General features: G+C 46.1%; 19 protein-coding genes. 13 read left to right on the top strand and 6 right to left on the bottom strand.

The features are described from left to right. Positions 1-187 precede the first annotated feature (187 nt). From A3Q3_RS0103935 to A3Q3_RS0103920, 4 genes are all read left to right on the top strand, one after another. Positions 188-712 (top strand): PepSY domain-containing protein, encoded by a 525-nt coding sequence (locus tag A3Q3_RS0103935; protein ID WP_020182272.1) that lies wholly within the window; start codon positions 188-190, stop codon positions 710-712. 138 nt (positions 713-850) lie between these two features. Beyond that, positions 851-1,528 (top strand): 2-C-methyl-D-erythritol 4-phosphate cytidylyltransferase, encoded by a 678-nt coding sequence (gene ispD, locus A3Q3_RS0103930; RefSeq protein WP_026361742.1) that lies wholly within the window; start codon positions 851-853, stop codon positions 1,526-1,528. Between the two features lie 11 nt (positions 1,529-1,539). Further along, entirely contained in the window at positions 1,540-2,025 is a 486-nt protein-coding gene (ispF, locus tag A3Q3_RS0103925; protein ID WP_020182270.1) for a 2-C-methyl-D-erythritol 2,4-cyclodiphosphate synthase, read from the top strand. Positions 2,026-2,054: 29 nt separating this feature from the next. After that, the gene (locus A3Q3_RS0103920; protein WP_020182269.1) at positions 2,055-3,878 is read left to right on the top strand and encodes an ABC transporter ATP-binding protein; all 1,824 of its coding nucleotides are present in this window, start codon (positions 2,055-2,057) and stop codon (positions 3,876-3,878) included. A gap of 78 nt (positions 3,879-3,956) precedes the next feature. On the opposite strand, the gene A3Q3_RS0103915 is transcribed toward A3Q3_RS0103920, so the two are convergent. After that, entirely contained in the window at positions 3,957-5,117 is a 1,161-nt protein-coding gene (locus A3Q3_RS0103915; protein ID WP_020181889.1) for an IS30 family transposase, read from the bottom strand. A 266-nt stretch (positions 5,118-5,383) separates the two neighbouring features. Here A3Q3_RS0103915 and A3Q3_RS0103910 point away from each other — a divergent pair, with 266 nt between their 5' ends. The 3 genes from A3Q3_RS0103910 to A3Q3_RS0103900 are packed head-to-tail and all read left to right on the top strand — an operon-like array spanning position 5,384 to position 9,046. Next, a complete protein-coding gene (locus A3Q3_RS0103910) occupies positions 5,384-6,883 on the top strand; it encodes a PAS domain S-box protein (protein ID WP_020182268.1) in 1,500 nt (499 codons plus the stop codon). Continuing rightward, positions 6,867-7,310, top strand: a complete 444-nt coding sequence (locus A3Q3_RS0103905) for a response regulator (RefSeq protein ID WP_025224490.1) — start codon at positions 6,867-6,869, stop codon at positions 7,308-7,310. Before A3Q3_RS0103910 ends, A3Q3_RS0103905 begins: the two co-directional genes overlap by 17 nt. Then, positions 7,274-9,046: a bifunctional diguanylate cyclase/phosphodiesterase gene (locus A3Q3_RS0103900; protein WP_232418355.1), complete on the top strand. Its 1,773-nt coding sequence runs from the start codon at positions 7,274-7,276 to the stop codon at positions 9,044-9,046. Before A3Q3_RS0103905 ends, A3Q3_RS0103900 begins: the two co-directional genes overlap by 37 nt. 108 nt (positions 9,047-9,154) lie before the next feature. On the opposite strand, the gene A3Q3_RS0103895 is transcribed toward A3Q3_RS0103900, so the two are convergent. The 3 genes from A3Q3_RS0103895 to A3Q3_RS0103885 all read right to left on the bottom strand — a co-directional run bounded on the left by A3Q3_RS0103895 (position 9,155) and on the right by A3Q3_RS0103885 (position 11,302). Next, positions 9,155-9,721 carry a Smr/MutS family protein gene (locus A3Q3_RS0103895; RefSeq protein ID WP_020182265.1) on the bottom strand — a complete coding sequence of 189 codons (567 nt, stop codon included), beginning with the start codon at positions 9,719-9,721 and terminating at the stop codon, positions 9,155-9,157. Between the two features lie 86 nt (positions 9,722-9,807). Continuing rightward, the gene (gene trxB / locus A3Q3_RS0103890) at positions 9,808-10,758 is read right to left on the bottom strand and encodes a thioredoxin-disulfide reductase (protein ID WP_020182264.1); all 951 of its coding nucleotides are present in this window, start codon (positions 10,756-10,758) and stop codon (positions 9,808-9,810) included. An 82-nt stretch (positions 10,759-10,840) separates the two neighbouring features. Next, the gene (locus A3Q3_RS0103885) at positions 10,841-11,302 is read right to left on the bottom strand and encodes a Dps family protein (RefSeq protein ID WP_020182263.1); all 462 of its coding nucleotides are present in this window, start codon (positions 11,300-11,302) and stop codon (positions 10,841-10,843) included. 124 nt (positions 11,303-11,426) lie between these two features. On the opposite strand from A3Q3_RS0103885, the gene A3Q3_RS0103880 reads away from it, so the two are divergent. The 5 genes from A3Q3_RS0103880 to serS are packed head-to-tail and all read left to right on the top strand — an operon-like array spanning position 11,427 to position 18,366. Continuing rightward, positions 11,427-13,739, top strand: coding sequence for a DNA translocase FtsK (locus A3Q3_RS0103880; RefSeq protein ID WP_020182262.1), 2,313 nt, complete (start codon positions 11,427-11,429; stop codon positions 13,737-13,739). Next, positions 13,739-14,365 carry an outer membrane lipoprotein chaperone LolA gene (lolA, locus tag A3Q3_RS0103875; RefSeq protein ID WP_020182261.1) on the top strand — a complete coding sequence of 209 codons (627 nt, stop codon included), beginning with the start codon at positions 13,739-13,741 and terminating at the stop codon, positions 14,363-14,365. The genes A3Q3_RS0103880 and lolA overlap by 1 nt, the downstream gene beginning before the upstream one ends. Before the next feature lie 9 nt (positions 14,366-14,374). After that, on the top strand, positions 14,375-15,724 hold the full coding sequence (locus A3Q3_RS0103870; protein WP_020182260.1) for a surface lipoprotein assembly modifier: 1,350 nt from the start codon (positions 14,375-14,377) through the stop codon (positions 15,722-15,724). 33 nt (positions 15,725-15,757) lie between these two features. Next, positions 15,758-17,083 carry a replication-associated recombination protein A gene (locus tag A3Q3_RS0103865; protein WP_020182259.1) on the top strand — a complete coding sequence of 442 codons (1,326 nt, stop codon included), beginning with the start codon at positions 15,758-15,760 and terminating at the stop codon, positions 17,081-17,083. Positions 17,084-17,091: 8 nt separating this feature from the next. Further along, positions 17,092-18,366, top strand: coding sequence for a serine--tRNA ligase (gene serS / locus A3Q3_RS0103860; protein WP_020182258.1), 1,275 nt, complete (start codon positions 17,092-17,094; stop codon positions 18,364-18,366). Positions 18,367-18,425: 59 nt separating this feature from the next. Here serS and mltF read toward each other — a convergent pair whose 3' ends face one another. Together mltF and rpiA are read right to left on the bottom strand one after the other, a co-directional pair. Beyond that, positions 18,426-19,835, bottom strand: a complete 1,410-nt coding sequence (gene mltF, locus A3Q3_RS0103855; RefSeq protein WP_232418353.1) for a membrane-bound lytic murein transglycosylase MltF — start codon at positions 19,833-19,835, stop codon at positions 18,426-18,428. Positions 19,836-19,868: 33 nt separating this feature from the next. Then, positions 19,869-20,555: a ribose-5-phosphate isomerase RpiA gene (gene rpiA / locus A3Q3_RS0103850; protein WP_020182256.1), complete on the bottom strand. Its 687-nt coding sequence runs from the start codon at positions 20,553-20,555 to the stop codon at positions 19,869-19,871. A gap of 230 nt (positions 20,556-20,785) precedes the next feature. On the opposite strand from rpiA, the gene mfd reads away from it, so the two are divergent. Next, positions 20,786-24,178, top strand: a complete 3,393-nt coding sequence (gene mfd / locus A3Q3_RS0103845; RefSeq protein WP_020182255.1) for a transcription-repair coupling factor — start codon at positions 20,786-20,788, stop codon at positions 24,176-24,178. The last annotated feature ends 41 nt before the right edge of the window (positions 24,179-24,219 follow it).

Genomic DNA, 24,219 nt, shown 5'->3' with positions numbered 1-24,219 from the left:
ATAGGTAAGACAATTTTTACATAATGTACGTTGGTGGTGCTTTTAGTACATTTTTAGCTCTATTTTTTGGCTATATATAACCAAATATGTAAAAAAAATGTAAAAGAATCAATTACCTATTGAACTTTTAAATGCTGGTCTCATACTATATAGGCAAGTTTTTTGTAAAATCCTAGAGGAGAGAAATATGTTACGTTTAACACTCGGTGCTGCAGTATTGGCGGCTGCATTTGCTACCACTGCCAACGCTGGTCATGAGACATTTACCCCAAAAAGCTATGATAGTTTAGGTAAGTGCTTAAAAGCAGCGCTGACTAAACATGATGGCAAAGTTGTCAAAGTAGAATACAAATCTGAGAAAAAAGCAGGCGTGTATGAGTTTGATATTGAAACACCTGACGGTAAAGCCTGGGATATTGAGTGCAATGCTAAAACAGGCAAAATAACTGAAATCGAAGAAGAAGTAAAAGCGGATGATGCAAAATTCACAGCTCTAGCTAAAGTATCAGAAGCAGATGCGAAAGCCACTGCATTGGCAGCACATCCAGGCAAAGTAGTAGAAGTAGAGTATGAGTTAGAGCCAGATGGTAAAGCTTCTTACGAGTTTGATATTTTGGAAGCGGATGGTGAGGAGATTAAAGTAGAAGTAGACGCAACAACAGGTAAAATTGTTGAAGTTAGCTATGAAAACTATCAAATTGGCCAAGAGTAATTGCAAGTTGGCCTAGAGTAATTTCTAGTGAGTAATTAAAAAAGGCGCCTAGAGCGCCTTTTTTAATACGTATCAATTACATTGTCACACGATTGGTTATTCCAGTCTTATTGCTTAGGCTGCATGTTAAAATGTGGCATGACAAAATTTCATGCCATTATTCCTGCAGCGGGAAGCGGCGCTCGCATGGGTGCAGAGGTTCCAAAACAATACTTGAAGCTCAATGGTAAGCCATTGATTCAGCATGTGATTCATACCTTTGAGCAATCTGCATCTATTCAGTCAGTACATGTGCTGCTAAGCCCCAATGATCGTTATTGGGCAGCATTGGACATCTCATTGGGTTCAAAAACGACTTTACACACATGTGGTGGTACAACGCGGGCCGAGACTGTGTTAAATGGTTTAAATGCAATCAAGTCAATTGAAGATACGGATTGGGTGTTGGTGCACGATGCAGCAAGACCTGGCCTCAACCAAGCAATGTTAAACCTATTGATTGAGAGCTTGGGAGACGATGAAGTGGGTGGGTTACTCGCTTTGCCTCTGGCGGATACCTTGAAGTTAGCTGACGCGACACAACGTGCGCAAAAAACTATCCCACGCGAGCAACTTTGGCAAGCACAAACACCTCAAATGTTTAAATTGGCAATTTTAAGAGATGCTTTAGCCAGTTTTCATGGCGTGCCTACTGATGAAGCACAAGCCATTGAATCGATTGGACTACAGCCTAAATTGGTACGTGGCGCATTACGGAATTTAAAAGTCACTTATCCCGAAGATCTCACTGTGCTTAATGCATTAATAACTGAGTGAAAATAACCCAAATGAATATCCCTTTTAGAGTTGGGCACGGTTTTGACGTGCATGCCTTAGTGGTGGGTCGCCCCTGCATTATCGGTGGCGTGAATATTCCGTACGAGCGTGGATTAGATGGCCACTCTGATGCAGATGTCTTATTGCACGCGATCTGCGATGCGTTGCTGGGAGCAGCAGCATTAGGTGACATCGGAAAACACTTTCCCCCTAGTGATGTGCGCTACAAAGGCATTGATTCACGTAATCTGCTCAGGCATGTTGTGGCTTTGTTGCATAGTCATAGCTATGTGGTCGGCAATGTTGATGCCACAGTGATTTGTGAGGCGCCTAGGCTTAGCCAACATACGGCACAAATGCAGCAACATATTGCCGAGGATTGTGCGATTGCTATCCAGCAAGTCAACATCAAAGCCACCACGACAGAAAAGTTAGGCTTTACCGGCCGTGGTGAAGGGATTGCTGCAGAAGCCGTGTGTTTGATCGCGTTGAAATAACCCATTCCCAAATAATTAAGTGTAAGTATATGTTTCGTTGGTTTGAAAATCTCGTCAACCCGTTCCCTGAGCAGGTCATCAGTACACCGCCCAAGCAGTTTTGGGCGTTTGTATGGTCATGCACGCAAGGTATGCGGCCGTTTATTTTGGGCATGACGTTGCTCACCGCCTTGATTGGCGCGTTTGAAGCATTGCTATTCGCCATGATGGGTAAGGTGGTAGATACGTTAAGCCATATCGCCCCCAAAGATTTATGGCATCAGCACTTGCACGATTTGTTAGTATTAGCCGGTATTTTGTTATTTAGTACCGCGGTGATCTGGATACAGACTTTACTCAAGCATCAAACCTTAGCGGGCAACTTTCCCATGCGCTTGCGTTGGAGTTTCCATCGTTTGATGTTAGGCCAAAGCATGAGTTTTTACCAAGACGAATTTGCCGGGCGCGTTTCCGCCAAAGTTATGCAGACTGCACTAGCAGTGCGCGACGTTTGGTTTATCGTCTCCGATATTATGGTCTACGTCGTCATTTATTTTGTCACCATTGTGACGGTAGTAGGCGGCTTTAGCTTGCTGATTGTGTGGCCATTTTTGATTTGGCTGGCATTGTATATAGGCGCGCTCACTTATTTCATTCCACGTCTGGCTAAGGTCTCACAACGGCAGGCCGATGCGCGCGCGTTGATGACCGGACGCATTACTGATGCGTACACCAATATCAGTACCGTCAAATTATTCTCACATGCAGGGCGAGAAGCAAACTATGCAAAATCCGCCATGGATGAGTTTTTAAGTACGGTAAAAAAACAGATGCAAATGGTCAGTAGTGTGGAGACCATTAACCATTTCTTAAACATGCTGCTGATTATCGGCTGTGGCGGTATGGCGTTGTGGCTGTGGACGCAAGGAAAAGTAGGCATGGGCGCAGTCGCTGCAATCACCGCTATGTGTTTACGTTTGAATGGAATCTCCCATTGGGTGATGTGGGAGATGACCTCACTGTACGAGCAGATCGGGACGGTACAGGATGGCATCAATACACTTTCAGCCATGCATAAAGTGCAAGATGCACCCAATGCCAAAACCATCGATGTAAAGCGCGGTGAAATCGTATTTGATGATGTGCACTTTGGCTATGAGAGCCAACCATACTTGCTGGAAGCATTTAATCTATGTATCAATGCAGGTGAGCGGGTAGGGTTGGTTGGTCGTTCGGGCGCGGGCAAATCTACCTTGGTAAATCTGCTATTACGTTTTTATGATATTCAATCCGGACAAATTTTGATTGATGGTCAAAACATTCAGCAGGTGACGCAAAACAGCTTGCGTGCCAACGTAGGGATGGTCACGCAAGATACGTCGCTATTGCACCGCTCTGTGCGCGATAATATTTTATATGGGCGCCCAGATGCTAACGAGCATGACATGATGGAGGCTGCCAAACGTGCCGAGGCACATGATTTTATTTTGACGCTAAGAGATGCCAAAGGTCGCACCGGTTATGATGCACATGTGGGCGAGCGCGGCGTGAAACTATCCGGCGGCCAACGCCAGCGTATTGCAATTGCACGGGTGATGCTGAAAGATGCGCCGATATTGCTATTGGATGAAGCTACCAGCGCACTGGATTCGGAAGTGGAGCTTGCCATTCAAAGCCATTTGGATCAACTGATGGACCACAAGACCGTTGTTGCTATTGCGCACCGTTTGTCTACCATTGCCGCCATGGATAGGCTAATAGTGTTAGATGCGGGCAAAGTGGTGGAGCAGGGTAGTCATACTGAATTGCTAGCGCTCAATGGTGTATACGCCAAATTATGGGCGCACCAAAGTGGTGGGTTTTTGTTGGATTAGATTGAAATTAATGGCAGACTTCGGCCCAATTGAGAGGTGTTACTAAAATTTACTGAATGTCTCAAAAATCCTGTGAGTTCAACCGGTCGACGCAACACACGCTTTAAATCTTTCTGCTGGGGTCTCGTAATCTAATGTTTTACGAGGCCTTTCGTTTAACCGTCTAGCCACTGCGCTTAGTTTAGCTTGTGAGTGTACCGATAAGTCAGTACCTTTTGGAAAGTACTGCCTCAATAAGCGATTAGTGTTTTCGTTGCTTCCACGCTGCCAAGGACTGTTGGGGTCGCAAAAGTACACATCAATATTCGTTTCCACTTGAAAACGGCGATGTTCTGCAAACTCCGTACCTCTATCCAAAGTGAGTGATTTGTATAACTCATTGGGGAGTTTCTTTGCTTGCTTGATTAAAGCAGATACAACGCTTTCGGATTTTCGGTCTTTAATCTTACCTAACATTACGAATCGTGAGTGACGCTCGACCAATGTCACGATGTAGCTGTTTTTAGACCCCGCTATCAAGTCGCCTTCCCAATGCCCTGGTATAGCTCTATCCTCTATGGAGGCTGGGCGTTCACTGATTGATACTGTATCGGTAATCTGACCAAGCCCATTGCCTTTCAAGCTCGAATGCTTGGAGCGACGCATAATACGTTTCGTCCTCAGGTATTGAATTAACTCCTTTTTCAATACGCCACGAGTCTGAACATACAAGCTACGATAGATGGTTTCATGTGACACTTGATTATGCTCTTCTGTAGGAAACTCTCTTTTCAACCAACCGGCAATTTGTTGCGGTGACCAGTTTGATTGTAGCTTACATGTGATGGTTTTTATTAACTCTTGATTGCCTGATAGTTTGCAAAGCTTTGGACGTTTAGCACGATCCCAGGCAGCTTGATCAGCTTGTGTTGCCCGATATTGCTGATAACCATCGTTACGCTTGATTTCACGGCTAATGGTAGATGGAGAGCGTCCAAGCCGATGGGCAATCGAACGAAACGATTCTTGACTTGCCACACCTCTGGAAATTTCTTCACGCTCTGATAGTGATAAAGCTAGATGTGAACGTATTCTTTGTGGCGGTCTTATCCCACCTGTCAGAGATAATATACGCCCTACTGAAGAGTGATTTCTGTCAAATAAACGGGCTATATCATGCAGCGAGTCACCTTTTTTCCAGCGATCCCACATGATAGCTTTCTGCTCATCACTATAATAAATTCTTGGTCTGTATTTCATTTTTCAACACCTCATTCTTTTGTATAAGAATAACGTGTTGCATCGACCGGTTGAACTCACACCCCAAATCGGACATTTTGAGTTAGTACTAGTATTATGAAAACTAAGAAGCATCTTGATCTTTATTTACAGTTTGTTGTATTTGTTAAGTTTTATTTGCGCAAAAGGAATCGTCCTAAGATAGATACTATATAAGATATAAGAGCGTATAATTTATTTAAAATAACATAATCAAACATATTTTGTTTGGTCAAAAAGGTCCTGTCATGAACGATGGCATTGGGGATATCGAGCGAGCAAACCTACGCTTCCGGCAAGTGGTAGAAGCCGCGCCCACTGCCATGGTGATGGTAAACAAAGCTGGCCTGATTGAAATGGTAAATACTCAGACTGAAATCATTTTTGGGTATAGCCGGGCCGAGCTTCTTGGCCAAGTCATTGATATCTTGCTTCCAGAGCGATTTCGTCACCAGCATCCTCATCATCGGGCCTCATTCTTTTCAGACCTAAGTCCCCGCGCCATGGGAACGGGTCGAGATCTCTATGGACGTCGCAAGGACGGGAGTGAGTTTCCTGTAGAAGTAGGCCTCAATCCTATTGAAACGGATGATGGCGTAAAAGTCCTGTCTGCAATTACCGATATCTCGGCCCGCAAGCGGATGGAAGAGCGTTTTCGTCAGGTGGTAGAAGCCGCACCGAATGCTATGGTAATGGTGAACAAGGCCGGCCTGATTGAAATGGTAAACACGCAGGCCGAAATCATTTTTGGTTATAGCCGAGACGAACTTCTTGGCCAAGTCATTGATATCTTACTTCCCGAGCGATTTCGTCACCAGCATCCACATCACCGAGCTTCATTCTTTTCAGACCTAAGTCCCCGCGCCATGGGAACAGGTCGAGACCTGTATGGTCGGCGCAAGGACGGGAGTGAGTTTCCAGTAGAAGTAGGACTCAACCCGATTGAAACAGATGATGGGGTGAAAGTGCTGTCTGCAATTACCGATATCTCAGCGCGTGTAAAAGCAAGTGAAAAACTAGCTGAGCATCGTGATGAGTTAGAACGTAGTAATAAAGAATTGGCAACATTCGCTTATGTCGCATCACACGATCTTAAGTCACCATTGCGAGGCATTTTTCAGATCTCGCATTGGATTGAAGAGGATCTCAATAATGGACAAACCCACGCTATTCCAGACCATATGAATTTATTGCGTGGACGCCTTCGTAGGATGGAGCATCTGCTGGATGATTTGCTAGCTTATTCACGTGCAGGGAGATTGGAAGGAAGTGCTAGTCAAGTCGAGATTGGCAGGCTGGCACAAAATGTTTTTGAGATGCAAGCACCCCCTGACGGTTTTACGCTTGTAGTTGCTGAAGACCTACCCACTTTTACAACTCTTGCAACCCCTCTAGAGCAAGTGCTCCGCAACTTGTTTGCAAATGCGATTAAGCATCATGATCGAACAGAAGGACACATCAATCTAAGTTGGCGTGTAGTAAGTAAAAATTACTATGAATTTAGCGTGACCGATGACGGACCCGGTATTTCGCCAGAGTATCAAGAGCGGGTTTATATCATGTTCCAAACGCTACGGCCGCGTGACGAAGTAGAGGGTAGTGGTATGGGATTGGCGCTGGTTAAAAAAATTGTGGAAGCATACGGCGGTACTACAGGGATTGTTTCCGATGGAATACGAGGCACTTCTATTCGCTTCACCTGGCCAATCAATATAGAAGGGAGACTGGCCTCTGCAAGTCCATCATAAACAAAATTATAAAGAGGTCACATTGCTGATTGTTGATGATGATGATATCGACGCCATTGCACTAGAGCGTGCATTACGTAAGTTAAGTCTCTTTAACGTCACGCACCGTGCACGAGATGGTCGAGAGGCATTGGAATTGCTACGGGCTGGGGCGATACCTGCGCCCTATATTATCTTTCTAGATCTAAATATGCCGCGCATGAGCGGGTTGGAGTTTCTGGAAGTGCTCCGTGCAGATGAGGTACTGACGCATTCAGTCGTATTTGTTTTGACCACCTCAAAATCAGATGAGGATTTAGTGGCCGCTTATCGCAAGCATGTTGCTGGATATATTTTCAAGCAGCATATGGATAGGGACTTTCTTGAGGTGATTAGCTTAATTGAGCACTATTGGCGACTGGTCGAGTTACCAATCACAAAGGAATAAGCAAGATGCGACTTCTACTTGTTGATGATGATGAATTAGATCGGATGGCAGTGGTCCGTGTGTTGCGAAATCCAAAGCTAGTCAAAGATATCGTGCATGCTAATACTGCAGTAAGAGCGCTTAAGTTATTCGACGAGAGTACGTTCGATATCGTGTTGCTAGACTATCGTTTGCCAGACATGGAGTGTCTTGATGTGTTGAGTCAAATTACGCAACATACAGACAAACATGCAGCCGTAGTCATACTGACAGGCATGGAAGACAATGAAATCATCGAAAAAAATTGTATATTTGCTGGAGCGCAAGATTTCTTACTGAAAAAAGAGCTTTCCGAACGACATTTGACCAAGGCGCTAATTCACGCGCAGGCACGGCATGCACTTGCCAGTAAGCTGATTGACACACATAAACGCTTAAAGTACTTAGCGGAAAACGATCCCATGACAGGCTTATCGAACCGTTATTACTTTGAAGAGCATTTACGTGGAGCGATTCAGCGAGCGCATCGACTTAACTTTCAGCTTGGTTTAGTGTATCTGGACATTGATAACTTTAAATTGATTAATGACAGCTTGGGACACGATTCAGGCGATCAATTGTTACAAATAATAGCACAGCGGCTGCTGGAGGTTGTTAGGGAAGGGGATGTAGTTTGTCGACTGGGAGGTGACGAGTTTGCAATCATTGTGCATGATTTGGAAACGGAAACTTCAGTTGGCGCATTAGCACAGCGAGTGATTGAGCGTGTGCGAGAACCTATTCTACTGAATAATGTGGAGCAATTTATAACCTGTAGTATTGGGATTGCAACGTATCCTAGATGTGCCACGACGGCCGAAGACATGCTAAAGCGTGCTGATTTGGCCATGTATCAAGTGAAGCGTGAAGGACGTAATGGCCTTCATTTTTTCAGTGAAATCTTGCAAGTTCAGATTCTACATAGGATTATGCTGGAAGGAGAGTTGCGCTCACATCGTTTTCAAACTCAGCTAGTACAATATTACCAACCTGTCATTCATGCTAAAAGTTTACAAGTGTGTGGAGCAGAAATGCTTGTACGCTGGAACCATCCAACAAGAGGCATATTACCACCAAGAGATTTTATTGATATCTTAGAAGAGCTTGGGTATATAGCTGCCATTGATACAGACAATAGACAGTTGGCGTGCATGCAGCTAGCTCAATGGCGAAAAAATGGCGTGGTAGGTAGCCAGTTCGTGTTAGCAGTGAATGCTAGTGAACAATTATTGCAACGTGAGAGCTTGCATGATGATATTAGGCGTGACCTAGAGAGCTTTCACCTAACGGGTGAGTGTATCACTATAGAGGTGACAGAAAGTGTACTTGTTTCGGATTTCGAAAAAACGGCTTTACTATTGAATCGCATCAAAGCATTAGGTGTGAAGGTCGCGATAGACGATTTTGGAACTGGATATTCATCTATGGCCTATTTGAAATGGTTACCTGCATCAATACTAAAAGTAGATCGTTCATTTGTACAAAATGTGCCAGAAAGTGAAGCAGACTGCAAAGTATTAAAGGCAATCATCATAATGGCAAAAAGTCTAGATCTTGAGGTGATTGTTGAAGGTGTTGAGACACTTGATCAGGCTAGATTATGTCGCGAGTTTGGTGCTGATAAACTTCAGGGTTACTTATTTTCTAAGCCATTAACATCAGATGATTTTGCAACGTTTATTCATACACACAATCCAGAGTCATTTAATCTGATATGACGTCCTTAATTCAAATGGTTGACTATCTGCTTTGTCCCCTAAGCAGTCTGTGGACAACTTGGATTAACTGGCAACTATGGGCCGAACCAATACAAATACACTATTAGCTTACGCCTTCAATAACACAATCACTGCGCCACTGCCGCCATCATTGGCTTTGGCTTGTGCATAGGCAATTACTTCATCTTTTTGCATCAGCCAGCTACGTAGTTTATGTTTGAGTACTGGCTCACGATTTTTTGAGCCCAAGCCCTTACCATGCACGATGCGCACGCAGCGGATATTGCGTTTTTTGCAGTCAGCAATAAACTCAGAGACGTACATGCGTGCTTCATCCGCAATCAAGCCATGTAAATCAATATTGGCTTGTACTACCCAATGTCCGCGCCGCAGCTTGCTCAATACCAAGGGCGATTGTCCATCGCGCAGATACAGTAACTCTTCGCCACTTTCTAACTCTTCAGCAGGGTAGTAATGGTCGCTCAGTGAGTCTGCCAGCGCTTGACGTTCATCTTTGAGCAACTGCCTAGGAATGGGTTTGGGTTTTTTAACCGGGTGCAATAAGCGATTGGCCTTCACCGGGCGCGCACCTTTAACGGCTTCATAAAACAGCGCTATATCCTCCTCTGGAGGGGGGCTATTTTTATTTGTCGGTTTGTCATCTTTGGCAGTCACTGCATCTACACTCCATAAAAAAACGCACAAGCAAGCATCGCCAGCGTTGTGCGTTTTTAAGCGTGATTTACCTTACTTCATTGTAATCAGGCTAAGTTGGTTAAATAGCGCTCAGCATCCAAGGCTGCCATACAGCCGGTGCCTGCACTGGTCACGGCCTGACGGTAAATATGGTCTTGCACATCACCCGCCGCAAATACGCCTGGAATGCTGGTTGCAGTAAAGTTGCCTTGGCGACCGGTTTGCGTCACGATATAGCCGCCTTCCATCTCAAGCTGGCCAGCAAAAATCTCGGTATTAGGTTGGTGGCCAATGGCAATAAACACGCCATTCACAGCTAGCTCTTTTGTGCTGCCGTTGTTGGCATCTTTAAGGCGCATACCAGTTACACCGGTTTCATTGCCCAATACTTCGTCTAATGTCTGAAAAGTTTCCAGTACCACTTTACCCTCTTTCACGCGCTCCATCAGTTTATCCACCAAGATCGCCTCGGCTTTAAATTTAACGCGACGATGCACTAGCGTAACTTTGCTGGCAATATTGGACAAATATAGCGTTTCTTCTACCGCTGTATTGCCGCCACCTATCACGGCAACTTCTTGATTACGATAGAAAAACCCATCACAAGTGGCACAGGCGGAAACGCCTTTGCCGGCGAACTTCTCTTCAGATGGCAAGCCTAGATATTTGGCAGATGCACCTGTGGCAATAATCAGTGCATCACAGGTGTATTCGCCAGAGTCACCCACTAAACGAATTGGCTTTTCGGTCAAATGTGTAGTGTGAATATGATCAAAAATCATTTCGGTATTAAAACGCTCGGCGTGCTTTTGAAAGCGCGCCATTAGCTCTGGCCCCATCACGCCATCGGCATCGGCAGGCCAGTTATCTACATCGGTGGTCGTCATCAGCTGACCGCCTTGTGCAATACCTGTGATGAGTACCGGTTTGAGGTTTGCGCGGGCTGCGTAGACTGCCGCCGAATAGCCAGCCGGGCCAGAGCCCAAAATAAGTAAGTGCGCGTGTTTTGTTGCCATGAATGTACTTTCGTTGCGAATATTAGCTATGAGATGGGGTCTTTAAATACAATTTAAAGACCCATTTGTATTACTTTAACGCCTATTCAAGCAGGCTGCGTAACATCCATGCAGTTTTTTCATGTAGCTGTAAACGCTGTGTCAGTAAGTCGGCAGTAGCTTCATCCGCCGCTGCATCGGCTGCAGGGAACACACTGCGTGCGGTGCGACATACCGCTTCATGACCAGCTACCAATTCTTTAATCATGTCATTGGCTTTAGGTACATCGATTGTTTCTTGAATAGAAGTGAGTTTTGAAAATTGACTATAGGTGCCTGGCGCATACACATCTAATGCGCGGATACGTTCTGCCACCAAATCTACGGCTAAGGCTAGTTCGGTATATTGCGTTTCAAACATCAGATGGAGTGTATTAAACATTGGCCCTGTCACGTTCCAGTGAAAGTAATGGGTTTTGAGGTAGAGCGTGTAGGTATCAGCTAACAGTTTAGACAAACCTTCTGCAATGACTTTTCGATCTTGTGGTTTAATGCCTGTATCCATAGTGTTTCCTTTGTTATTTAAGTGACTATTTTAAGGATTAGACACACTTAGTGCAATTTGATTTTGTTATAATCGTTTAATAATTTTATTTTTTCTTTCGTTTCTATATAGGGTTCATAACACCTTGTTTTTTAATAAAAAAACCTCAGTATCCAACGGTCGAGTTCAGGCGGAGCCTAGTGAAAAAGCATTACATGGCGCCAGTTTAGTCAAAGAAGCATGGTGGCTGGGCTTGGTGCTGGTCGGCTTGTATTTGGCAGTCATTCTCATCACCTACTCTCCGCAAGATCCGTCTTGGTCACATATGGCGACCGAAGGTGCCCCTGTAGATAATGCTGGTGGGGCGGTGGGTGCATGGGTTTCTGACATGTTGTTATACCTGTTTGGCTTCTCCGCGTGGTGGTGGGTAGTGTTAGCCTTTTACGGCATGTGGCTGGTCTACAAACGCTTGGGGACCACGATCAGTGAGCGCCCATTCCTGATGTTTAACTTAATCGGCTTTACTTTGTTATTGCTAGCATCTTCAGCATTTGAGGCCGGACACCTGCTAGCTTTACCCGCCCAGTTTCCACTGACGCAAGGCGGCATGATTGGCAATGCCGTAGATAGCATGTTGCATAGCATGTTCGGGTTTGCTGGGTCTACAATGTGCTTAATTATCTTGATGGCCATTGGGTTTAGCCTGTTTACAGGTTGGTCATGGATTATGATCACCGAACAACTGGGTGCGTGGGTATTGGCCGCGCATGCATGGGCATTAGAGAAATATTACGATTGGCAAGATAGAAAAGCCGGTAAGCAAGTTGAAATCAAACGGGATGAGTTTATTGAGGCTGAGCGTAAACGTACGGAAGACCGCCCACCGATTGAAATCAAAGTGCCGGAGATGGAAATTCCCAAAAGTGAGCGCGTGCAAAAAGAACGTCAAACGGTATTGTTTGATAGTCTGCCAGACAGCTCGCTACCGCCATTGCATTTGCTGGATGAAGCAACAGCTACTATTGAGCTGCAATCTGCAGAAACCTTAGATTTCACTTCGCGTTTAATCGAACGTAAATTGGTCGATTTTGGTATTGAGGTCAAAGTCCTTTCAGCGCAACCCGGCCCTGTGATCACACGTTATGAATTTGAACCAGCACCTGGTGTAAAAGGTAGCCAAATTACTAATTTGGCCAAAGACTTGGCACGTGCGCTTTCTGTGGTGAGTATTCGCGTGGTAGAGACCATTCCCGGCAAAAGCTGTATGGGTTTAGAGATTCCTAACCCTAAACGCCAAATCGTTTGCCTTTCAGAGATTATGGGCAGCCAAGTGTATGCCGACATGCATTCGCCGCTGGCTATTGCCATGGGTAAAGACATTGCAGGTAAACCTGTGGTGGCAGATTTGGCCAAAATGCCACATGTATTGGTTGCGGGTACCACTGGTTCTGGTAAGTCAGTCGCCATCAATGCGTTGATTCTAAGCCTGCTCTACAAAGCGGAAGCCAGCAAAGTGCGCATGATTCTTATCGATCCGAAAATGCTGGAGCTATCGGTATACGAAGGCATTCCGCATTTGTTAGCGCCAGTGGTGACGGATATGCGCCAAGCCGCCAATGCGCTGAATTGGTGTGTGGCCGAGATGGAGCGTCGCTACAAACTGATGTCCATGTTGGGTGTACGTAATTTGGCAGGTTACAACCAAAAAATTCATGATGCGAAAAAAGCAGATACCACCATTCCGCATCCGTTTAGCCTAACGCCGGATGACCCTGAGCCATTGGATGAGATGCCACTGATTGTGGTGGTGATTGATGAGCTAGCAGACTTAATGATGGTAGTAGGTAAAAAAGTGGAAGAGCTGATTGCACGTTTGGCGCAAAAAGCGCGCGCTTCTGGTATTCACTTGGTGCTGGCAACACAACGTCCATCCGTAGATGTGATTACCGGCCTGATTAAAGCCAATATTCCTACCCGTGTGGCGTTTCAGGTATCAAGTAAAATTGACTCGCGTACCATCCTAGATCAGATGGGCGCAGAGGCGCTATTGGGTCAGGGCGATATGTTGTATATGCCACCTGGCACTGGCTTCCCGCAACGTATTCACGGTGCATTTGTGTCTGACCAAGAAGTGCATAAGGTGGTCAACTACCTGAAGTCGCAAGGTGAACCAAATTACATTGAAGGTATTCTCACAAATGAAACAGAAGAGAGCAGCGAAGGCAGCGTACTGAGTGATACCGGCGGTGAGAAAGATCCCTTGTATGATGAAGCCGTCAATATTGTACTGACTAGTCGCCGCGCTTCGATTTCTTCTGTACAGCGCCAGCTACGTATTGGCTATAACCGCGCTGCACGTTTGATTGAAGAGATGGAGCGTGCGGGTTTGGTCTCAGCTATGCAAAGCAATGGCAATCGAGAAGTATTAGTGAATAGCGGCTCTGGGAGTCAAGAGTAATGAATTTGAGTAAATACGTATTAACAGCAACACTGTGGCTTGCTGCAACAAGCGCGGGCATGGCACATGCTGATGGTGTAAGTAGCTTGAAAGATTTTTTCTTGAATACGCAATCGATGCGTGCAGAGTTCAAGCAAGAGGTGGTGGATAAACAAGGCCGCAAAGTGCAAAAGGTAGAAGGCACGATGCAATTGCAACGGCCAAATAAATTTCGCTGGGATTATCAAAAACCATACGAACAGCAGATTATCAGTGACGGTAAGCAAGTGTTTTTGTATGACGTGGACTTGCAACAAGTCACGGTACGCGATTTAAGCAAGACTTTAGGCTCCAGCCCTGCGGCGATGTTGGCTGGTGGCGAGGCCGTTGAGAAAAGTTTTACGCTTAAAAACGCAGTACGTAAAGATGATTTGACGTGGGTGCTGGCTTTACCTAAAGATAAAGAAAGCGGCTTTGACCGCGTATTGTTGGGTTTTAAAGAAGGGCAGCTCAAAAAAATGGAGTTGTACGATAGCTTTAGCCATGTCACGCATATTGCGTTCAATCAAATTGAACGTAATCCGGCGCTAACCACGCAAACCTTCCTGTTCACCACACCTAAAGGGGTGGATGTGGTGGGCGAATAAGCAAGCACCATGCTGCGCCGCCACACCTATGGTTTTGGCTATGCAGTTGCACTACTTGCATTCATCGCTACACCGCTCGCTGCGGCAGAGACATCGGCAGACGCAGCCACAATGCAACAGGCGGAGGCATTACTCAACGCTGGCAACTATGAGGCGGCTTATCAGCAATTGCTCCCCTTAGAAAAAACCCTGGCAGGGCAATTGAATTTTGATGTGCTGCTAGGAAGCGCAGCCGTAGAAAGTGGCCATTACACCGAAGGCATGTTTGCACTTGAGCGTGCATTGGCCATTGAGCCAGATCATCAGCTAGCGCGGGCCAAAGCGGCTAAAGCACATTACTACTTGGGCGAAATTGATACCTCCAAATCAGAGTTTGGGTACTTGCTGAACCAAAATCCTTCTGCAGAAACTGCCAAAGCCATCGAAAAATATTTAGCAGCCATTGATAAAGCCATGGGCTTATCCACTACGTTTAGCGCTTATTTGGAAGGTGGGCTGGGTTGGGATAGCAATATCAACAGTGCGACCAGCGCAAACACTATCGCGCTGCCGGTATTTGGCGGTTTGAATTTTGCGTTGGCCGACGATGCCAAAAGGCAATCAGACAGCTTTTTCAACATGGCGGGTGGCGCGGGTTTTCGTATCCCGGTGTCAGCGCAAGTAGCGTATATCGGCAATGTGCAGTTTGCAAAAAAAATCAATCAGCATTACCAAGCATTTGAAACCGGCGCTATCGATTTAAACCTTGGTGTACAGATTAAGCAGGCAGATGATATTTATACGATAGCCGCACAAGATGGCCACTTTTATGTGGATGATTCGCGATTCCGTCGTGCTTATGGTGCGATTGCGCAGTGGCAGAAAAATATTGATCCGGCCAATCAAGCCAGTGTTTATGGGCAATATGCCAAGTTGGAATACGACGATAGCCCGATTCGCGATGCGGATCGCTATGTGCTTGGGGTCAATTATGCGCATGCGTTTGATGCAGCCACAAACCCAGTGATATTTTTAGGTGCCTATGTTGCGCAAGAAAATGCAGTGCGCTCAAATACACGTTTTTTAGATCAAGATATTTATGGTGTTCGGGCAGGTGGGCAGTTAGTTGTGGCGCCAAGTTGGCTAGCCTATATGTCTGCCGGGTACGAGTCGCGGGATTATCAGGCGGAAGACTTGGCTTTTTTGCGCAAACGTAAAGACGACCAATACGACATCACGTTAGGTGTGAATTACGTGCCCGCGCGCTATTGGACAGTCAAGCCGCAAATCAGTCTGATCAAGAATGATTCCAATATCGAGCTGAATGGATTTGAGCGCGCCACCATGAGTATTAACATACGCCGTGATTTTAATTGGTAAATGGTTAAGTAAATCGCGGCATAATATCACCCTATGAATAGCCTATTTCAACCTGTGAGTCCACAAGCGCCCTTGGCTGAGCAGCTTCGCCCCAAAACACTGAACGATGTGGTCGGACAGACGCATCTTTTGGGCGAGGGTAAACCCCTGCGCCGCGCGTTTGAATCCGGAAAATTGCCCTCTATGATTCTGTGGGGGCCGCCAGGCGTAGGAAAAACCACATTGGCACGTTTGATTGCGGCAACTGCAGATGCGGAATTCATTCCACTTTCTGCTGTGCTTTCTGGTATTAAAGATATTCGTGAAGCCGTTGAGCGTGCAGACCAAACGCTTCAACACAATGGGCGTAAAACCATTTTATTTGTAGATGAAGTACATCGCTTTAACAAAGGCCAGCAAGATGCATTTCTGCCATTTGTAGAAAGTGGCCTAATTACCTTTATTGGTGCGACTACCGAGAATCCATCGTTTGAAGTGAACAGCGCGTTATTGAGCCGCGCGCAGGTGTTTGTGCTCAATGCGTTATCTGAACCTGAGCTGGGCCAGCTATTAGAGCGTGCGCGTTTGCTGATGGCACCAGAGATTCAGTTGGATGCTGAAGTGACCGAACAGGTGTTGGCCTATGCCGATGGCGATGCAAGAAGGCTGTTGAATTTTGCAGAGAGCTTGTTTAATAGTGCGCTTACCAGTCACACCCAAGTGATAGACGAAACGTTTCTGCAAGCGAGCATGGCGAGTAAGATGCGGCGCTTTGATAAAGGTGGAGAGGCTTTTTACGATCAGATTTCCGCCTTGCATAAATCGGTACGTGGGTCGAATCCGGATGCCGCCTTATACTGGTTTTTACGCATGATTGATGGTGGCGCAGACCCATTGTATTTAGGTCGGCGCATTATTCGTATGGCGGTGGAGGATATTGGCATTGCCGACCCACGCGCGCAAACCATGGCGCTAGAAGCTTGCCAGATTTACGAGCGTTTAGGCTCGCCGGAAGGGGAATTGGCGCTTTCTAATGCTGTGATTTATCTGGCAGTTGCGCCTAAAAGTAACGCAGCTTATATGGCCTATAATCAAGCCAAAGCGTTTGTGGGGCAAGATAAATCGCGCCCGGTGCCATTGCATTTGCGTAACGCGCCCACCAAGTTAATGAAGGCGCTGGATTACGGTAAAGAGTACCGTTACGCGCACAATGAGCCAGATGCTTATGCGGCGGGTGAACATTATTTCCCAGAAGATTTACAGCCGATTCAGTTTTATGCACCCACACCGCGCGGTTTGGAAGGTAAAATAGCGGAAAAATTAGCGCGTCTGCGCGAATTAGACCAACAACAGCAACGCAACCAAAAAGATAAGAAATAGAGAACTTCATGCTAGAAATTCAACAATTACGGAATGATTTAGACAATGTGGTAGCCAAACTGGCCAGCCGAAAATTTGTATTGGATACGGCTACTTTTACTGCGTTAGAAGCTGAACGTAAAACAGTGCAAACTCGCACACAAGATTTACAGGCCAAGCGTAATAATACCTCCAAGCAAATCGGCATTGCCAAATCTAAAGGTGAAGATGTCAGTGCCATCATGGCAGAAGTGGCTGGTTTGGGCGACCAATTAAAAGCAGACGAAGCAAGACTGCTTGAAATACAAACGGAATTACAAAACCTGTTATTGAATGTGCCGAACTTGCCGCATGAAAGTGTGCCTGTAGGAAATGATGAAACTAATAACGTGGAAGTGCGTAAAGTGGGTGCGCCACGCACCTTCGATTTTGAGATTAAAGACCATACCGATGTAGGCACACCACTAGGTTTGGATTTTGATACTGGCGCTAAATTGTCGGGTGCGCGTTTTACGTTGATGCGTGGTCAAATAGCAAAATTACACCGTGCTATTGCACAGTTTATGTTGGATACGCAGACCGAACAGCATGGCTATACCGAGTGCTATACGCCTTATATGGTCAATGCAGAAACGCTGATTGGTACTGGTCAGCTCCCCAAGTTTGAAGAAGATTTGTTTTCACTGGCACACAATGACAGCAAGCTCTATTTAATCCCTACATCAGAAGTGACATTGACTAACACGGTACGCGATGAAATAGTAGCGGCTGAAGCGCTGCCGATTAAGCTCACTGCACACACACCATGCTTCCGTTCTGAGGCTGGCTCTTACGGTAAAGATACCAAAGGCATGATACGCCAGCACCAATTCGACAAAGTAGAAATGGTGCAGATTGTGCACCCTGAAAAAAGCTATGAAGCGTTAGAAGAAATGGTTGGCCATGCTGAAAATATCTTAAAAGCGTTGGAATTGCCTTACCGTGTCGTTTCATTATGTACAGGGGATATGGGCTTTGGCGCAGCCAAAACTTATGATTTAGAAGTGTGGCTGCCTGCACAAAATACCTATCGTGAGATTTCCTCTGTCTCCAATTGTGAGGCCTTTCAAGCACGTCGCTTACAAGCTAGATTTAGAAATGCACAAGGTAAACCAGAGCTAGTACACACCTTAAATGGGTCTGGGTTAGCGGTAGGACGTACTTTGGTAGCGGTGTTAGAGAACTATCAAAATGCCGATGGCAGTGTGACGATTCCTAAAGTGTTGCAGGCTTATATGGGCGGGAAAACAGCCATTACTGTTTGAGCTTAAATAATCTCGGCAGCTTCATATTTAAACAGCACTGACCTTAGGCATCACTGGCCTCAACGTGCTGCAATTTTAAATGGATCAATATCCGGCGTATGGCTGGGTAGGTGTTTGATGAGAATTTGATAGTAGCTGCGTATAGATTCTGTATAGATAACAGGTGCGCCGCAGCTACAGTAGCCATGCTTAGCTTGAGTATAGTATCTAGGGTCATTCAGCTTCATCAGCGTCGTTTTTACATCGGCCCAGCTATCCGGATTGAGTTTTAAGCGCTGCGCCAGCACACGTGCATCTTCAATATGTCCGACCCCATTGTTGTACGCGGCCAGCGCCATAAACGTACGGTCTGGTTCTGGAATGCGCTCCGGAAAACGATCTTTCATCCACAAAAAGAACTTGGCGCCAGCCGGAATGCTTTGTTTGGGGTCGAGTCTATCCGTCACATTCATCATGTCTGAAGTCTGCTCAGTTAACATCATCAGCCCACGTACATTGGTGGGCGAGGTGCTATAGGTATCCCAATGCGACTCTTGGTAGCTAATCGCCGCCAGCAGTCGCCAATCGACATCGGTAATCTCTTGCGCATCCTTAAATAAGCGTGTGTATTTTGGCAAAATGGTTTGCGTGCGCGTCAAAAAAGCTTTTACATCAAACGGTTTCAAGCGTTTGGTATTGCCGTGATAGCGGTCAATTAAGTTGCGTAATGTGCCATCCTGTTGAATTTTCTTAAAGAAGGCATTGATTTGTTGCATGCGTACCGGATCTTTGCCTCTGGCCATCGCCCATGCGATTTTTTCAGGATCGCCCACGGCAAAAGCGGGGCTGATACTGGGGTAGTAATACTGCATCACCGCCAGCAAATGGCTGTCCGCAATCGTGTAATCAATCTCTTGATTGGCCAATGCTTCCAGCAGCTGCTCTGAACTGGTGTTTTCAATTTCATCCCACACCAAACCACTGTGCTGTTTACTTATCTTGCGGATACGCTCTGCAAAACTAGTGCCGGCAGGCACAGCAATAATGTGGCCTTCCAATGCAGTGAGTGTTTTAGGTGGTGGGTTTTTATCGCGGTTATAAACGAGCTGCTGTTGTACATCATGGAAGGGCTCGGAAAAATCGACGATATTCTTGCGCTCATTGGTGACTGAAATATCGGCTGCGGCAATGTCCGCTTTATTAGAAAGCAATGCCGGAATGATTTTTGAGAAACTATCGACCACAATGATTTTAAGTTGATAGTCTGGGCCTAAGCTCTCAACAAAACGTGTCGCTAGCTCATATTCCAATCCAGCTAATGTATCGTATTCATTCACAAAGTAGGTGTTGGGGCTATTGATGGTGACAAAGCGAATAACGTGCGCTTGATTGGCTTCATGCGCTTTTTTTTGTGCGGATAACGCGGCTTCATCACTGCAACTTAGCAGCGTTAGTACAACAGCCCCGTAGGCTAACTGAATCAAACGCACGATCAATCTCAGAGTATAGGCAAGTAGCGCGGGCTACTTCCAGCGCTCTTCTACTTGCTGGTCAGCACCAGCATCTGCAATGAGAATGCCATGGGCTAACTCACTGAAGATGCCATGCTCAACCACACCGGGAATATTGTTCAAACACTGGTTTAACGTCACTTCATCTATGTCAGATGGGAAGCGCATATCTAACACTAAGCTGCCATAACTAGTAATGCTGAGGCCATCCTTTGCAGCATTTGGCCGTAACTCACCCACGCCGCCTAGGGCTTCAATACTTTTTTTGGCTGCTTGCCAGGCAAATGGCATAACTTCAATGGGAATAGGGAAGTTGGTGCCAATATGGTCGACCAGTTTGCTTTTATCTGCCACCACCAAAAACTGTTTAGCCGCTTTGGCCAGTAGTTTTTCCATCACTAAATCGTAGCCGCGACCTTTGAGCAATGCCATGCTCGGTGTAATTTCATCTGCACCATCGACATATAAATCAATAGAAGACACTTGCTGTAAGCCGATGACGGTGAGTCCAAGGCTCTGCGCTTTGATCATGCTGATATTGGAGCTGGCAATGGTAGTGACGTTGAGGTTTTCTTCTTTTTGTTTGCGCGCGAGCTCTTCAATAAAAAAATTTGCGGTAGAGCCGGTGCCCAAACCGACCAGCATGCCCGATTGCACATAGCTTGCGGCATGAATGGCAACAAGTTGTTTTTCGTTCATTTGTGGTGTTCCCCCTATTGAAGCTGTACTGCTATAAATATTGCTGTTGCAGCAATGATCAGCACGATGTGCGGCGCATGGATGACACGCTGAGACACAGATTGCGGCAAGTACGTAGATGTCGCTATGAAATCGCATTATCTATCCACGCGCTTACAGTTATAATAGGCAATGTTTGGTGTTAATCCAAGTTTTTCTTCTTCATCTTAGCTATTTTTCAACATTCATTTATGGTCTTATCTCAACCATCGGTTGGTCATCCTGTACGTTTTTCTTATGCTGCCAATGGCTTAGATAGTGTCGCCCTATCTTCACTGGCTTGTCGCTTAAAAACAACACATGCCCCATTGGTCATCGTGACCTCCAATGCATTTGAAGCACAGCGTTTATTAGAAGAAATTCCATTTTTTGCGCCTGATTTAAAAGTGAATTTATTGCCAGATTGGGAGACATTGCCGTATGACGTGTTTTCTCCCCATCCGGATTTAATTTCAGAGCGTTTAGCGACGCTGTATCAAATCAGTCAGAATGTCAGTGACGTGATTATTGTGCCCATGGCCACGGCCTTGTTACGCTTACCACCTGTTGCGTTTCTGTCCGCGCATACCTTTATGCTCAAAAAAGGGCAGCAACTCGATTTAGAAGCCCTCAGAAATCAATGTGCACATGCGGGTTACCATCATGTCAGCCAAGTCATGAGCCCAGGTGAGTTCAGCGTGCGTGGCGGCTTGGTGGATTTGTTCCCCATGGGCAGTGTGTTGCCGTACCGTATTGATTTGTTTGATGCAGAAATTGAGACGATACGTACGTTTGATATTGATACGCAGCGTAGTCTTTACCCTGTCCCAGAAATCAGATTGCTACCAGCGCGTGAGTTTCCGTTGGATGAGGCAGGTATTGCCAAATTCAGGAGTCAGTTTAGAGAGTATTTTGAGGGTGACCCGCAGCGCGCCAAAATTTACAAAGATGTGAGTAAAGGCACTGCCAGTGGTGGTATTGAGTGGTACTTGCCATTGTTTTTTGATGCGACCGCAACGATTTTCGATTATCTGCCAAAACAAGCGGTATTGTGTTTGCATGGTGGCTTAGATAAAGCGGCGCAAAGCTTCTGGTTTGATGCCACTTCGCGCTATCGTTTGATGGCACATGACCCAGAGAAACCAATATTGCAGCCAGAAGTGCTACTGCTTAAGGCTGATGCATTTTTTAGTCAAACCCACCAATTTTCTATCGTGCAAGCGCAATTAGAGTCGGCGAATCCTTTGCCTGCGATTGATGTGGATAGACGGGCTGAGCATCCACTGCACAAACTTAATGCATTTATTGCACAGACAAAACAACGTGTGTTGATTGTTGCGGAGAGTCTAGGGCGCCGAGAAACCATGTTGCAGCTGTTTAACGAGCATGGATTGCAGATAAATACTTGCGAATCGTGGGCTGAATTTACACAATCTAAAGCGTCTATCATGCTGGCAGTGTCCGCATTGCATACAGGCTTTATTGATGACAGCTATGCTGTGATTACCGAGGCTGAACTCTATGCCTCCACGGTACGCCAGCAGCGCCGTCGGGACAAAGAAAAAGCACGCAATACCGAGGGCATGCTCAAAGATCTGTCCGAGTTACGTTTAGATGACCCGGTGGTGCACGAGCAGCATGGGGTTGGGCGTTATAAAGGCTTGGTCAATATTGATTTTGGTGAGGGCGAGACCGAATTATTGCTGCTGGAATATTTTGGTGAAGATAAGCTCTATGTGCCAGTGTCACAGCTATTTCTTATTTCACGCTACTCAGGTGGCCCACCCGAAAGCGCGCCGCTACATCGTTTAGGCAGCGGGCAGTGGGAAAAGGCCAAGAAAAAAGCACTTAAGCAAATCCGCGATACTGCAGCCGAATTATTGAATTTATATGCGCAACGCGCCTCACGCAAAGGCCATGCATTTACCTTGGGTTTGCATGATTACGAAGCATTCTGTGAAGGCTTCCCGTTTGAAGAAACGCCGGATCAGCTAGAAGCGATTGAGAATGTGATTAAAGACATGCAATCCGGTCGCCCCATGGATAGGCTGGTGTGTGGTGACGTGGGCTTTGGTAAGACCGAGGTGGCATTGCGCGCTGCCTTTGTGGCGGTAATGGGCGGCAGACAAGTGGCCGTATTAGTGCCGACAACCTTATTGGCCGAGCAGCATTATCAGAACTTCTGCGATCGCTTTGCCGATTGGCCGATTAAGATTGCAGAGATATCCCGTTTTAGAACGGCGAAAGAGCAAGCAGAAGCATTACGCGGTTTAGCTGATGGTAAAATCGACATCATTATCGGTACGCATCGTCTGATTCAAAAAGATGTGAAGTTTAAAAACCTTGGTTTAGCGATATTAGATGAAGAACATCGTTTTGGGGTGCGCCAAAAAGAGCAGATGAAAGCCTTGCGCGCAGAGGTGGATGTGTTGACACTGACGGCCACGCCTATTCCACGCACGCTCAGTATGGCGATGGAAGGTTTGCGCGAATTCTCAGTGATTTCTACGCCTCCGCAAAAACGCTTGGCTATTAAAACTTTCCATACTGATTATTCTGACGGCATTATCCGTGAGGCGGTCATGCGTGAGTTTAAGCGTGGCGGCCAAGTGTATTTTTTGCATAACGAAGTGGATACCATCTTCGTGCAAAAAGAAAAGCTGGAAAAAATATTACCTGAGGCACGTATTGCCATTGCCCATGGTCAATTGCGCGAGCGTGAACTGGAATATGTGATGCGTGATTTTTACCAACAGCGTTCTAATTTGCTGCTGTGCACCACCATCATTGAAACTGGGATTGACGTGCCCACGGCCAACACCATCATCATGAACAAAGCTGATATGTTTGGCTTGGCACAATTGCATCAACTGCGCGGCCGAGTAGGGCGCAGCCATCACCAGGCCTATGCGTATTTGCTCACCGATCCACACCGTAAAATCACACCACAAGCGCAAAAACGCTTGGATGCGATTCAATTGCTAGAAGACTTAGGCGCAGGTTTTCATTTGGCCATGCATGATTTGGAAATCCGCGGGGCAGGGGAATTGCTGGGCGATAGCCAAAGCGGTGAAATGCAAGAGATAGGCTTTAGCTTATATTCCGATATGCTCAACCACGCAGTGAAGCAGCTTAAAGCAGGTAAAGAGCCCGATTTGGATGCGCCACTTGGCGTGACGACAGAAATCAATTTGCATACGCCTGCGTTGCTGCCCAATAACTATTGCCCGGATGTACATGAACGTTTGGTGATTTATAAGCGCCTAGCCAACTGTAACGATGATGATGCGCTAGATGCGATGCAAGAAGAGTTGATTGACCGTTTTGGCTTATTGCCAGAGCCTGGAGAGGCGCTGATCGCGTGTCATCGATTACGTATTGCCGCCAAACCGCTAGGCATTATTAAAATTGATGCTTCTGATACAGCGATTCAACTGCAATTCAATATCAAAGCAGACATTGACCCGATGAAACTGGTCAACCTACTGCAACGCGATAGACGCTGCCGCATGAATGGCCCGGACAAATTGCGCGTGTCTGTACAGTTGGGCAACGTGAATCATCGTGCTGAATTGGTGAAAACTTTATTGAAAGAGTTTGCTTGAGATGGTTGTGTTTGTAACGAAATTACATAGCCTAGATGCGT

Origin of the sequence: Methylotenera sp. 1P/1 (assembly GCF_000384355.1) — a bacterium.
GTDB lineage: Bacteria > Pseudomonadota > Gammaproteobacteria > Burkholderiales > Methylophilaceae > Methylophilus.
The sequence above is the reverse complement of the archived record's forward strand: the minus strand, read 5'-3'. Positions and strand labels throughout refer to the sequence as shown.